Origin of the sequence: Colwellia sp. MB3u-8, from assembly GCF_014076985.1 — a bacterium.
In the GTDB taxonomy this organism is placed as follows: Bacteria; Pseudomonadota; Gammaproteobacteria; order Enterobacterales; family Alteromonadaceae; genus Cognaticolwellia.
Map to the genome: position 1 here is coordinate 1 of NZ_JACGVA010000067.1, position 13,678 is coordinate 13,678.

Here is a 13,678-nt window from a genome sequence, read left to right on the forward strand (position 1 = left end):
TTTCTTTTCAGAAGATTCAAACTCACTTTTAAAACGTTAACTTAACTGTTTAGCTCTTATAAAGAGTAGTTAAGCTATTAAAACCGTTCGTTTGGGTTACCCCTTGGAACTGGAGCGCATTCTAGAGATTTCTGGCTTCACGTCAACAGCTAATTAGCATTAAATTGCGATTTAATGTTTGTTTGCTTTTTAATTATACTCCTGGTGCTTTTATTGAGCTAAGAGCGTTCAAATAGCATTCGACCCGTATAAAGTCATATGAAAACGTAGTTCTTTTTATTGATTAATCACAAGGTTTATAACTTCTACTCTAGATAAGAAGACTACAATAGCCATAATAGAAAAGATTATTAACTAAAACGCTATTCTATAGCGGTTACTAAGTCGCAAATCTTACTGTTAATAGTATTAATAGATACTTGCCTTATTAAATTGCATGAAAATCACACTTATTCTTGCACATTACTAAAAGGTGGGTAACATAGAATTGCAAGTTAAGTTTTTATAAAATAATAATTAGGTATCCATTATGAAGTCTCCTCAAGCATTAACGCTAATTGTTGCGTTAGTATTTTCTGTTGCTATATATTTTTTAGCTAACAGTAGTGTATTCGAATTAACAAGTATGAGTGTTGCCGTTGTTGCTTTTGTTTGTGCATTTATCGCGCCCTTAATTGGAAAAGCCGAAACAAATGCACAAGAAGTCGATACAAGCATCAGCACACTCTATGTTGGCAATTTACCGTATAGAGCTAACGAAGCCGCAGTAAGAGAGTTGTTTTCTGAGTATGGTCAAGTTCAATCAGTAAGATTGATGAAAGACAAACATACTGGAAAAAGACGCGGATTTGGTTTTGTTGAAATATCAGCCGCAGATGCAGAGCAAGCGGTTTTGTCATTAAATGATAGTGAATTTCAACAAAGAACATTAAAAGTTCGTGAAGCAAAAGAACGACCAGAGCAAATTGTTGAATAAAACCTCAGCATGACGTTGATTATTAAAACCGACCAATTAAGTAGTAAGAGTATAAAATTTACAGAAGTCGTTTAACTCTCTTACTCACTAGTCATATTAAAGCCTGTAAATGATAAGTTTACAGGCTTTTTGTTTTACTACTATACAAGCAATCGGAGAATTACTTTATGCGTTTGATAATATTAAACTCAAATGTGTTAATATTACTGACCACAAAGTCTATCAACACTTATCTATAGTCTATAAAATAGCGGCTTTTATTAGAGGCTGTGATTAATAAGCCGTGCTTCTAAGATACAGTCGTTGTTTAAGAAATAAAAGCAGGCCAATCGCTAAAGTCTCGACTTCATCATCAGTTAACGACCTCCACTTTCAACAAGGTATTTCAATGTTTAGTCATATCCATCCCGATAATTATCAACAGCAGCTTGACGAAAAACAGCAAAATATTACAGAAAATTTTGCTCAGTTTGAATTACCAGCATTTGAAATATTTACCTCGCCAAGCTTGAATTATCGCCAGCGTGCAGAGTTTAGAGTTTGGCATGACGGTGATGATCTGTATTACATTATGTTTAATAGTGAAACAAAAGAAAAATATCGGGTTGATGACTTTCCTGTTGCCAGTGTGCTTATAAATCAATTTATGTTGGCACTATTAGCGGATATAAAAACTAACGAAGTATTACGCCAACGTTTATTCCAAGTTGATTTTCTATCAACTGTTAGTGGCGAAGTATTGATTAGTTTGCTTTATCATAAACAGTTAGATGAACAATGGATTGAGCAGGCGCAGCAATTAAAAGTTCGGCTGTCTGCAATAGCTCCTGTTGATATTATTGGTCGAGCTCGCAAGCAAAAAGTGGTCTTAGACAAAGACTTTGTGATGGAAACATTAACATTGAATAACAAAGAGTTTCATTACCAGCAAGTTGAAAATAGCTTTACTCAACCTAATGCTAAGGTAAATGAAAAGATGTTGCTTTGGGCCCAACAAGCGACTAAAAATATTGGCGGTGATTTAATTGAGCTCTACTGCGGTAATGGTAACTTTAGCATTGCTTTGGCGGAAAACTTTGATCGGGTATTAGGCACAGAGATATCAAAAACGTCAGTTAAGTCTGCGCAGATTAACATTGCTGCTAACAAACTCGACAATGTTGATATTGTAAGAATGGCGAGTGAAGACTTTAGTCAGGCGATGAATGGTGAACGGGTATTTCGACGATTACAAGGTTTTGATTTGACCAGTTACAATTATCAAACTGTGCTTGTTGATCCTCCTCGAGCTGGGCTAGATCCTGATAGTGTTGAATTAGTGAGTCGCTTTGAGCGCATTATCTATATTTCATGCAATCCAGAGACACTCCGTGATAACTTAACTGAATTGGTTAAAACCCATAAAATTGAGCATTTTGCTTTATTTGACCAATTCCCTTATACCCACCATATAGAAACGGGTGTTATTTTGTCTCGTCTTTAGCGCTACTACTGCGCTGTTCGCTGCGGTTTTTATTACCTACGCCAATTTCAAATGCACCACGAGCAATAAACCTAAGCTGTTTAATTGTTCGTTGTGCTAATTCTGCTAAATCTTTTTTATCACAATCTAGTGCGTCAGAGCCGGCACTAAAAACAATGGTTACGGCAGCATTGGCTTGCAGATAAGCCACTTCAGCATCAAGTTTATTAGCCTGTTGTAAATAATCACACAACTCTAGCGTAAAATAACGAATTTCACGATTAACTGCAGCACGAAATGCTTTCGACGTGCCTGAACGCTCGCGTAGTAACAAACGAAAAATATTGCCGTTACTTTCAATGAACTCCATAAACGTACGCACAGAAATTTGGATCACCGACCCCCCTTTGTCAATACGCTGCCTTGCTTGACGCATTAATTGACGCAAGGTTAAACCCGCTTCATCCACTAAGGTTAAACCCAATTCGTCCATATCAGAAAAATGGCGATAAAATGAGGTTGGCGCTAAACCTGCCTCTTTTGCTACTTCACGTAAACTTAGGCTAGAAAAACTCCGCTCACTGCTGAGTTGCCCTAAAGCGGCATCGATGAGTTGTCGACGTGTTTTTTCTTTTTGTAATGCTCGAATACCGCTCATCGTCATGCACCTAGTAATTATTTCAGCCTGTAATCAGCTTGATATGATACTGAAAATAGTTAATATTACTAGTTAATAGATGTTAACCACTCTGTGATATTCTTATTTTTATTCTTTATGTTAGCTAAAAAATCGCCATCAACACTTGACTCAGCATCGAGTAAAGTTAAAAATAGCGTACATGTGTACACCGAAAAACTTTTCGGTGATTAACCTTAGATGGACAATCAATGAATAAACCACCTATTATTTGGTTAAATGTTTTTGTATTTAGCATTACCTTTTTATTTGCTGCCATAGCAGTACCTTACCGTGCATTCACTCATGGCTTTGACGCCACAGAAATAACCGCAGCAACGATTTGTTTTATCTATTGCGGCATGTCGATTACGGCCGGTTATCACCGGCTTTGGTCCCATAAAACCTACCAAGCTCATTGGTCATTAAGAGTGATTTACGCGCTAGGTGGTGCATTTGCTTTGCAAAATAGTGCCTTGCATTGGTGTTCTGATCATCGAATTCATCACAAACATGTTGATAAAAATAATATTGACCCTTATTCAGCAAAGTTGGGCTTTTGGCATTCACATATCGGCTGGATGCTAAGAGATCATCAACCTGAACACTACAATAACTATAACAATGTGCGCGATTTACAAAAAGATGCGGTGGTGGTTTGGCAACATAAGCATTATTTACTACTGACCATATTGATGAACTTTGGTGTCCCTATTCTATTTGGTTTGTGGCACGGTGATATGATTAACAGTTTACTATTACTTGGCTTTTTGCGTTTAGTGTTAAGTCACCACACGACCTTTTTCATTAATTCATTAGCGCACATCTGGGGTAAGCAAACCTATACTGAAAAAAATACCGCTCGTGATAATGGTTTTCTAGCCTTTTTTACTTTTGGTGAAGGCTACCATAACTACCATCATATCTTCGAAAACGACTATCGTAATGGCATTCGTTGGTGGCAGTTTGATCCAACAAAATGGTTAATTAAAGGCTGCGCTCACTTAAAACTGACGTCAAAGTTACGTGTGACACCTGAAGATAAAATTGAAAAGGCACGTTTATCTATGGTTTTATTACGTAGTCAGCAAAAGATAGCGGCCCACCCTGACGCAGAGCAGATGCTAGAAAGATTGCAACATGAGTACGATGAGCTTATTCATAAGATCAACGAATTTTATGCGGTACGTAAAGCGTTAGTTGCCAGTAAACGTGACCAATTACTGGCTGATGTTGAAAATTCAGAGGTCATGGCGCAATACCAAGAAATTAAGCGAAGATTAGCTGAGCAACAGCGAAGCTGGCAAAATATGGTAGAAAAACTAGCATAAAAATAGTTACCTTAGATTTAATTCCTGCTAAAATTTTTCTCCTTAAAGCAGGAATTAAAAGGTTAACCGTTGACTAAACAAGCACAAGCTGAAAATAAAAAAGTAAAAAGCGCTGCTAAAAGCTATGATTTTGACGCCATTATTATAGGTACAGGGCCTGGTGGCGAAGGCGCCGCCATGAATTTAGCCAAGCGTGATAAGCGTGTTGCCATTATTGAACGCTATCATAATGTTGGTGGCGGATGCACTCATTGGGGCACTATTCCATCAAAAGCGTTACGTCAATCGGTTAGCCGACTCATTGAATATAACTCTAATCCGCTATTTAATGCCGGACAAAATGCCAAGCAATTAACCTTCCAAGATATTTTAAGTCACGCATCTGCCGTTATTCGTAAACAAGTCCATTTGCGCAGCGGCTTTTATAACCGTAACCAAGTTGAACATTTTTACGGTGAAGCATCATTTATTGATGCAAACACCCTCCAAGTATTACGTATTGATGGTTCAATCGATATCATCACAGCCAAACAAATAGTGATTGCCACCGGCTCTCGTCCCTATCATCCGGATGATGTCGATTTTTCGCACCCTAGAGTTTATGACTCAGACAGTATTTTATCGCTTGAACATTCGCCACGCCAAATAATTATCTATGGTGCGGGTGTGATAGGTAGCGAGTACGCGTGTATTTTTCGCGGTTTAGGCGTCAAAGTAGACCTGATCAATACCCGTGATCGCCTACTGTCATTCTTAGACGACGAAATGTCAGACTCGTTAAGCTATCACTTATGGAATAACGGCGTTGTTATTCGCCACGGCGAACAAATTGAACGTGTTGAGACCAGTAAAGATTCAGTTATTGTCCATTTAGAGTCGGGGAAGAAGATGCGCGCCGACTGCTTATTATTTGCCAATGGTCGCACAGGTAACACCGCCGATTTAAAACTTGAGAATGCCGGTTTAAAAGCTGATGGGCGTGGCCAATTGAAAGTCAGCGATACTTATCAAACCGACGTGGAAGGTATTTTTGCGGTGGGTGATGTTATTGGCTACCCGAGTTTGGCCAGTGCAGCGTTTGATCAAGGGAGAATTTGCGCCAGCGCAATGCTGGATGGCAATAGTAAAGCAAAACTTATTGTTGATATTCCTACGGGTATTTATACCATTCCAGAGATTAGCTCTGTCGGTAAAACTGAGCAAGAGCTAACAGCAGCAAAAATTCCATATGAAGTGGGCCGCGCGCAATTTAAACATTTGGCTAGGGCACAAATATCGAATAACCTAGTCGGCTCGTTAAAAATTCTCTTTCACCGGGAAACCAAAGAGATTTTAGGTATTCATTGTTTTGGTGAGAATGCCGCAGAAATCATACATATTGGTCAAGCCATCATGCAACAAACTAATGGTGGCAATACCATTGAATATTTTGTTGAAACTACCTTTAACTATCCCACCATGGCAGAAGCCTTTAGGGTGGCGGCATTAAATGGTCTAAATCGACTTTTTTAAACACAAACCAAGGGCAAGGCTTCTATCGCTTTGCCTTTACTCCCTACTTTTTATGGACATTAAAGTGAAAAATTATGAAATATCCTTTACTGGTTTCGCTGTATTTTTTTGTCTTACCAACGCTTGCTGAAGATAGCTTTAGTATTTACTTAGTTCGACATGCAGAAAAACAAGCAGTGCAGGATGATCCTAAGTTGACCCCTTGTGGTCAATTAAGAGCAGAGCAAATTGCTACTATGCTTGAGCACACACAAATCAAACATGTATATAGCACAGCCTACCGACGTACCATGGCAACAGCGGCACCCTTTGCTAAACAGCAACAGCTGGCCATACAAGAATATTTGCCAAAAAATCTGAGTCAGTTTGCACAGAAGTTACTTAAACAAAAAGAAAATGTATTAGTGGTAGGCCACAGTAACACCACGCCACAATTGTCGGCATTACTCAGTGCATTCGATGTCGCAGAGCTTACCGAACAACAATATCGTAACCTATATCAAGTACAAGTCAGTGACCAAGGTAAAACCTTAACGTTATTTACTCAGCCACTTATGTGCCAATAACTTACCGATAAGCGGCAAATAACGAGTCACTTGCCTATTACTGCTGCTTAATCAAGGTTACATGTCGACGTCATTGACTTTATTGCCTGGTTTTATAAGCTCAATATCGGTAATCGTAAAAGGTGTGCCCCATTGCTGAATGGTCATAACATCTTTTACTTTGCCTTTGACTCGAACAATAGCCCCATTTTGCGCAAACTCTTTTGCCATATTCATTGGCAATAATTTTTTGCCTGAATCGGTAATAATGCCGTAAAAGCCACCTTCTAAGTTTAAAAACTGCACACGACCACGTTGCCAGCCATTAAATCCATCTTTCAATTTATCTGCTGTGTCTTCCATAGGATGACCTGTTAATGCTTTATTAGTATTTACCTGAGTATCAATAAGTGTAGTCTCTGCCTGCTGGGTATTATTTTCCTGACCAGTTTGCGCTATCGTCTCATTAGCTTTATCTGTTTTAGCTTCATCCTTGTCGGTTGAGCTACTACCGCAAGCACTAAATAACAAGGTTATTGCCAACAGAGATAAAAAGTTTTTATTTTTGATCATTGTCATGTCCATTTAGAATCAATTTACTATCTCAGCATACCTTAATCTAAAAGCAATAACCAAAGCCTAAATATATAAAAAATCAGTTTTTAACCCTATTTAGCAACTGATTATAAACTGTCTAGCTGAATTTTAAAGGTAAGCCATTGCATTATAATTTCAAGGAAAAAAAAGGAGCCTCAGGCTCCTTTAGATACAATAAACTAAACTACTTTAGGTTCACAAATACAGCTTATCTATGATATGGCTTACTCAAACGATGAACCGACTCAATAAAGTGGCCCGCATGATCTGGGTTTACATCTGGATGTATACCGTGACCTAAGTTAAACACATGGCCAGTGCCACCTTCGCCAAAACCTGCTAATATTTTTGACACTTCTTGCTCAATTCTTGGTAATGGCGCGTATAACATTGATGGGTCCATATTACCTTGCAGTGCCACTTTATCACCAACACGCGCTTTGGCATTTTCAATATCAATGGTCCAATCAAGACCCACCGCATCACAACCTGTTGCAACGATATCTTCTAACCACATACCACCATTTTTAGTAAATAATGTCACCGGCACTTGGCGGCCATCGTTATGACGAGTTAAACCATCAACAATTTTCGCCATATATTGCAATGAAAATTCTTTATAATCTCGAGGTGATAAAACACCACCCCAAGTGTCAAATACCATTACCGATTGCACACCTGCAGCAATTTGGGCATTTAAATATAAAATAACTGAGTCAGCTAATTTATCTAATAATAAGTGTAATGTTTTTGGCTCTGAGAACATCATTTTTTTGATTTTAGTAAAAGCCTTTGAACTACCACCTTCAATCATATAAGTGGCAAGGGTCCAAGGGCTACCAGAAAACCCAATCAGCGGTACATCACCGTTCAGCGTTTTTTTAATCGTGCGTACTGCATTCATAACGTATTGCAATTCGCCTTCAGGGTCTGGAATACCAATTTTATCTACATCGGCTTTACAGGTAATTGGCCGTTCGAATTTAGGTCCTTCGCCTGTTTCAAAATACAGACCTAAACCCATAGCATCAGGAATAGTGAGAATATCACTAAATAAAATCGCCGCATCAAGAGGAAAGCGACGTAAAGGTTGGATGGTAACTTCACAAGCTAAATCAGCATCACGGCAAACCGACATAAAATCGCCAGCCCCTTTGCGCACTTCACGATACTCAGGTAAATAACGTCCAGCTTGACGCATCATCCAAACAGGTGTGTAATCAACAGGTTGGCGCAATAGCGCACGTAAATACGTATCATTTTTTAATTCAGTCATGAAAATTCATCTCCGCTATTTGTATGCGCGCATTCTAACACTTCAAATTTTATTGATCTATGTCCAAATCAAATCTATATACGCTTACGGCATTGATAAAAATTTGCCTTATTTTTGCCATAGGGCAAAATACTCTCATAAAGTTTAATTAGTACACCCTAGCTAAAGCCAGATACAGAACATATCATTAACCCAATAAATTGCCGTTTTAGTGGTGCAATCATTTTTAGTAAAAATAATTACACTAATATAAAAAATTTATTTTTTTATATTTTGCAGCAAAAGCCATAAAACAGTGAAAATATATTCACACAGGCCCTAAGTGGTTGACCAGAAAAGGTATTTTTAGCCACCTTTTTTCATTAGGCCATACTCACGTTAAAACTTGATCTGTAACACTTTTTTACATTTTTTTACCCCGATTTAAAAAGGATGATTTATTAAAGCTTTAGCTTTTAGCTTAATCAACACCTAGATAACAAAAAAATAGACTGAGCGTTGTCAATTTACACATCCCTTATACGAAGATATTCGTGGAATATATGCTCTATTAAAGTTGTTGCACAGAGAAAAAGCCTTTGCTATAAATGTCCCGCGCTAAAGAAAAACAATAATAAAAACAAAAACAATAATAATAATAATAAAGAAATTAATAAAAAGAAGCTAGTTTACTAGACCATATAGCGAGCATTTCAAGCCTTACTTCGGTAAGGCTTTTTTATTACCTAAAATAATGTGTTTACATTAACCAACGTTAATACACAAAAGCTGTAGGCAAACACATGGATTTTCAATATTAACGAAAATAGACCAAAATACACCTTTAAAGTATTCCCAGAGTATCCCTAGAATAAATCACCGACCATGCGAGGGAGTAATATGAATAAGCGCTTCAACTTTACTATCGCCGCAATAAACAATTTACAAATCCCCCGACAGCAGTCGAGTTGAATATCGAGACACCAAAATTCCCGAGTTAATGTTAAGAGTAACGTCAACTGGCTCTAAGTCCTTTTCTGTTGCCAAAAAAATTGATGATAAATATGTTCGGGTTACTTTAGGACGACTCCCTGCTAATAGCATTGAGCAAGCACGTAAAAAGGCGCGTGAAAATATCTTGTTAATGGAAAATGGTGTTAATCCTATTGAGAAGAAGCGCGAAGAGCTTATACAGTACTTATCTACCACTGATCTGTTTGAGCAATACGAAGAAAACTTTCAAGCTCGCATCAAAGTCGGTGAACGTAAAAAAAATCATTAGAAGACTTTAGCCGAACATGGAAGCTGCTCGTAAAACCTAGAATTGGAAAATACAAAGCCAAAGACTTCACTCATGCTATTGCCTTACGAATTACCGATGATATAAAAGCAAACTTAACTGCTGCTTTGTTTAATGCTTCAATTGCATTACTTAGGGCAATGTTTAAATTTGCTGCGAGTCACGAGTTAGTTAAGAGCAATCCGTTTTCAACAATCTCTAAGGTTCGCATTGAGTCTAAAACTAGATTTCTAAGTAAAATAGAAATAGCCAAGCTTTTTGATTCATTGAAAGAAGAAAAACAAATTTACCAAGACGTAGTGCAAATATTAATTTATACCGGCCAACGTAAAGGCAATGTTTATTCAATGGAATGGAAAGAGCTTGACCTTGGAGTTCTGTCAATAACTGTACTAATCATCAATGTTTAGAAGGAAAGTAAATTATAAAATCACGAAAGTAGCTTTTGTTTTAAGCACAATATATAATTTTATTTGTTTTCATTACTATATTTAAAGGATTAAATACATGTTCAAGCTTTCATTCGTCACTTTTCTTTGTTGTATGTTACTAGCATGTGGTGGTGGTGAATCATCGTCTACTAATAATACTTTACCTACCGATAATTCAAATAATAATAATTCTTGGTCTCCCAAAAAACCTGTTTATTCAGGTGAACGTGAGACATATATAATCTCTTATTCAAATGTTTCTGAAACAATGATCAATATTACTGAGTCGTTAGATGTTCTCAACATGCTGGCATTTGGTGATGCATATTCACAATTTTATTTTTTAAGTGAAAATAGCAATTCAATTATGGGGGATGATGTAAGTTGTATTGGCGGTACAGTTACAAGTAAAGAAGTGGAGCAGAACAAAAAATTTGAAGTGTTTTATAACAAGTGCTTGATTGATGGTACTGAGGTTAATGGTACTTTAAGAGTTATTATAAATGGCTCTAAGGTAACCGTTATCCCAAACATTACCATGTTAGACACTTCTACTAATGAATATGCAACAATTAACGGATACTTTGAGCTACCAAACGATTACACCGCTTTATTTTACCTAATAATGGAGGTTGATGGTGAACAATTATGGTTTGATGAAGTAAAATTAAATGTCTATGAATATGATTCAGATTGGGGGATAAAATATGAAGGGGATATTTATATATCAGATTCAGGAAAGTTAACTGTTTCTACATCTAATATTGGAAATAAAGATCCTAGTAGCCCTAATAGGTTAACACTTTCAATATCGGCAAATATAGAAATTGAGCTTGTTGCTCAACTACAGGAGTATCTCACATTTACTTATTCTGACGAGTATATAGCTGTAACAATCCCATTAACAGGCAATTTTGATGGATATAGTAACGATCAAATTAACCACGCACCTCAAGCAATTATCTTTCCTGAATTATTAGAAATAGATAGAAACCTACCACTTAATTTGACTGCTATAAAATCAACAGATCCTGACTTTGACCCACTTACTGTCAAATGGGAGTTACTGTCTGGTCCTGATGGTAGTCAGTGGCAAGTTAATTCAGATCATTCAGTTACGTTTTCCGCTGATGTTCCTGGCATATATTCCATTAAATTGACTGTTCATGATCTAGAAGAAGAGGTCTCATCTGTTGAAGGGTCCATCAGAGTACTTAAAAATACACCTAAACCATCAATAAGCTATGTACAAGTTGATAATTATATAGGGCATGATTTTAATGCTCATATCGCATTAGATAATGATGAACTTGATGGGCCATTCGAATACAAATTAAAATATGGTCCATCGAATATGGTCGTTGATGATAATGGTCATGTTACTTGGGATGGAGCTATACCAAATTTCGGCTATGATATGGATGTTAACTTTGCTGTCTATATTAAAAATTCTGATAACTTCACCATTATCAAAAATAGTATTTCTTTAAAACCAGAAACAGTTCCCACTCTCACATCAATAACTGATTCTACATGGCGTTCATTTGATTTTAGTTCATTTTTTGATTCTGCAATAATACAAAGCACACAGAATATAAGCACCCTTTATCAAGGTGGTGAAATACTAAGCAAGCTAGCTTTAGATGGTACTAAATTAGAAGTTCAGCATGTATCTTTATATACAAATCAGAAAAACACCCAATATCAAGGCATTTATGATGCAAATGACGATGGAGTAGATGACTTCTGGTTTTCTAGTGTGACTAGGAATAGTGATAATATCGCAACTAGCCATATTTTTTGGAAAGACGGTCTAACAGCTGAAGAACATGAATTTTTAAGTATGGAAAACTCTGGACGTTACTTGAAATTTAGATTAATCGATTATGATAATGATAATCAGAAAGACATCATATTTTCTCAAAAAGCTTATGGTGACGATACTAAAGTAATTGACATAAAGTCAAAAGTTATAAAAAAAACAATAGATAGATTTTACTTTGATTATACTAGAGCTTGTGACTTCAATGGTGATGGTTATACCGACTTTGCCTACGCAAATCGTGTACTAGATTACAATAATGACGAAACACTTTATTATGTAAATACATCTGCATCCATTCTAACGATTGACAGCAATGCCGACGGCATATGTGAAGTGATTGACTATAATGGTGCACAAGTTACTTGGCATAGTTTGCTTGGAGATAATAGTTCTATGACATTATTAGAAGGCTATGATGTGTTAAGTGATCAAGTTGTCGGAAAATTTTACGACGATGGATTTGAAGAACTTGTTGTTTCTTATAGAGATAGCTCAGAAAACTTTGCAACAAAGACTTTGATTATTAAAATAGATAATTTACAGACAGTCGCTGTTGAAACTATATCGAGGGAAAAACCAACTAGTTTCCAATCTCCATTGAATTTAGTTGCAGTGTTAGATGTTGACGGTGATGGAATTGATGAAATCATACGAAAAGAAGCTGTAACAGGCTCTGAATTCACGCAACAAAGGTTTTTCGCAACAAAGCTAAGTGAAGGAACGTTCAGGGAAGTATTTAATTCCAATACTCTAAAGAGTAATATTTATAAATTTGTGGATTGGACTAGTACAGGTGAATTGTTTTATTTTGGAACATACAGTGAGCGATATATTGCGTCTGTAAAAGAAAGCTTTGAGCCACAGATCTTACTAAAAGATCAGAACATTAGGTCAGTGAGTATAGAGAATAGTGAACTATTTTCTTATCTTTGGAGTGGGAGTAAAAGTTTATCAAAAATTGATTTAGCTTATTCTGAATATTGGAATTCAAATGTTACAACTGACAATAGTTTTGATTTCAAAAACTTTGGTGAATTTTTATTATCACTTGGTAGTTCTAGCAATGATAATCTGATAAATGCAAGTACGGGTGAAATCATTTACGAAGTCCCATCTGTAGATAGTAACAAGTACAGTAAGTATGACATTAGTCCACATAGTGGATTACCTAAATATATTGCAAGTAGGCGTTCAAAGAGCTTGCTCAAAATCAAACCTGATCTAAGTGTAGAAGTGCTTTATGATTCAATCAGTGGCGAACTTATGAATGAAGCAGAAGATTATTCATTTGTTCAGTACGACAATGATGAACAAATGGAACTAATAATATATAACCATATTCACTTAGGAAGAGAGTATAAAATACTAGATACTGTTACGCTCCAACTAGAGCCAATTGATAGTTTACATAACACTATTATTAATAACGAAAACATTACTGATGATGAAATTGTCCCGTGTTTTAAGTGGGATAAAGAATGTAGAAATTTAATTTATCTAAATAGTAGTAGTTTAGAGGGTAACACGAACACAGGAACGAACAGATCTCTAAAAGTAGTAGATAAATATACGGGAACGATCATCTGGCAAAGTCCTGAGTTGATGGCTGATGATATAGCTTTTAGAAAAGTAGGAAATAAAATAGAGGTAGCCATAAGTGTAGAGGGTGGGTTTATTTATACACTTAATTAACCACTCTTATTCAATAAGGGATGAATTAAAGTAACGCTAGCTGTGAAAGGTGATTTAGGTTTTAATACTTAGTTTA

General features: G+C 36.4%; 11 protein-coding genes. 8 read left to right on the plus strand and 3 right to left on the minus strand.

Translation table 11 applies throughout. The features are described 5' to 3' along the window. Positions 1–529 precede the first annotated feature (529 nt). Both H4J54_RS12030 and trmA read left to right on the plus strand, forming a co-directional pair. Positions 530–976, plus strand: coding sequence for an RNA-binding protein (locus H4J54_RS12030; RefSeq protein WP_182191113.1), 447 nt, complete (start codon positions 530–532; stop codon positions 974–976). Positions 977–1,364: 388 nt separating this feature from the next. Next, positions 1,365–2,459, plus strand: coding sequence for a tRNA (uridine(54)-C5)-methyltransferase TrmA (gene trmA, locus H4J54_RS12035; protein WP_182191114.1), 1,095 nt, complete (start codon positions 1,365–1,367; stop codon positions 2,457–2,459). On the opposite strand, the gene fabR is transcribed toward trmA, so the two are convergent. Beyond that, a complete protein-coding gene (fabR, locus tag H4J54_RS12040; protein WP_182137408.1) occupies positions 2,440–3,096 on the minus strand; it encodes an HTH-type transcriptional repressor FabR in 657 nt (218 codons plus the stop codon). The two genes, trmA and fabR, sit on opposite strands and share 20 nt — an antisense overlap. A 230-nt stretch (positions 3,097–3,326) precedes the next feature. Here fabR and H4J54_RS12045 point away from each other — a divergent pair, with 230 nt between their 5' ends. From H4J54_RS12045 to H4J54_RS12055, 3 genes are all read left to right on the plus strand, one after another. Continuing rightward, positions 3,327–4,445: a fatty acid desaturase gene (locus H4J54_RS12045; protein WP_182191115.1), complete on the plus strand. Its 1,119-nt coding sequence runs from the start codon at positions 3,327–3,329 to the stop codon at positions 4,443–4,445. A 69-nt stretch (positions 4,446–4,514) separates the two neighbouring features. After that, positions 4,515–5,957 (plus strand): Si-specific NAD(P)(+) transhydrogenase, encoded by a 1,443-nt coding sequence (sthA, locus tag H4J54_RS12050; RefSeq protein ID WP_182191116.1) that lies wholly within the window; start codon positions 4,515–4,517, stop codon positions 5,955–5,957. Between the two features lie 74 nt (positions 5,958–6,031). Then, positions 6,032–6,523 carry a histidine phosphatase family protein gene (locus H4J54_RS12055; RefSeq protein ID WP_182191117.1) on the plus strand — a complete coding sequence of 164 codons (492 nt, stop codon included), beginning with the start codon at positions 6,032–6,034 and terminating at the stop codon, positions 6,521–6,523. A gap of 57 nt (positions 6,524–6,580) precedes the next feature. Here H4J54_RS12055 and H4J54_RS12060 read toward each other — a convergent pair whose 3' ends face one another. Then, positions 6,581–7,075, minus strand: coding sequence for a hypothetical protein (locus tag H4J54_RS12060; protein WP_182191118.1), 495 nt, complete (start codon positions 7,073–7,075; stop codon positions 6,581–6,583). Between the two features lie 232 nt (positions 7,076–7,307). Further along, positions 7,308–8,375, minus strand: a complete 1,068-nt coding sequence (gene hemE, locus H4J54_RS12065; protein ID WP_182191119.1) for a uroporphyrinogen decarboxylase — start codon at positions 8,373–8,375, stop codon at positions 7,308–7,310. A gap of 919 nt (positions 8,376–9,294) precedes the next feature. Here hemE and H4J54_RS12070 point away from each other — a divergent pair. The 3 genes from H4J54_RS12070 to H4J54_RS12080 all read left to right on the plus strand — a co-directional run bounded on the left by H4J54_RS12070 (position 9,295) and on the right by H4J54_RS12080 (position 13,602). Beyond that, the gene (locus H4J54_RS12070; protein WP_310650097.1) at positions 9,295–9,636 is read left to right on the plus strand and encodes an Arm DNA-binding domain-containing protein; all 342 of its coding nucleotides are present in this window, start codon (positions 9,295–9,297) and stop codon (positions 9,634–9,636) included. Between the two features lie 125 nt (positions 9,637–9,761). Then, positions 9,762–10,064: a hypothetical protein gene (locus H4J54_RS12075; protein WP_182191121.1), complete on the plus strand. Its 303-nt coding sequence runs from the start codon at positions 9,762–9,764 to the stop codon at positions 10,062–10,064. A gap of 97 nt (positions 10,065–10,161) precedes the next feature. Further along, positions 10,162–13,602 (plus strand): PKD domain-containing protein, encoded by a 3,441-nt coding sequence (locus H4J54_RS12080; RefSeq protein ID WP_182191122.1) that lies wholly within the window; start codon positions 10,162–10,164, stop codon positions 13,600–13,602. The last annotated feature ends 76 nt before the right edge of the window (positions 13,603–13,678 follow it).

What these genes read in the sequence shown, in the direction of transcription:
- H4J54_RS12030 (WP_182191113.1), top strand. Translation starts at nt 530, where the DNA reads ATGAAGTCTCCTCAAGCATTAACGCTAATTGTTGCGTTAGTATTTTCT.
- hemE (WP_182191119.1), bottom strand. Translation starts at nt 8,375, where the DNA reads ATGACTGAATTAAAAAATGATACGTATTTACGTGCGCTATTGCGCCAA.
- H4J54_RS12055 (WP_182191117.1), top strand. Translation starts at nt 6,032, where the DNA reads ATGAAATATCCTTTACTGGTTTCGCTGTATTTTTTTGTCTTACCAACG.
- fabR (WP_182137408.1), bottom strand. Translation starts at nt 3,096, where the DNA reads ATGAGCGGTATTCGAGCATTACAAAAAGAAAAAACACGTCGACAACTC.
- H4J54_RS12080 (WP_182191122.1), top strand. Translation starts at nt 10,162, where the DNA reads ATGTTCAAGCTTTCATTCGTCACTTTTCTTTGTTGTATGTTACTAGCA.
- H4J54_RS12045 (WP_182191115.1), top strand. Translation starts at nt 3,327, where the DNA reads ATGAATAAACCACCTATTATTTGGTTAAATGTTTTTGTATTTAGCATT.
- H4J54_RS12060 (WP_182191118.1), bottom strand. Translation starts at nt 7,075, where the DNA reads ATGATCAAAAATAAAAACTTTTTATCTCTGTTGGCAATAACCTTGTTA.
- trmA (WP_182191114.1), top strand. Translation starts at nt 1,365, where the DNA reads ATGTTTAGTCATATCCATCCCGATAATTATCAACAGCAGCTTGACGAA.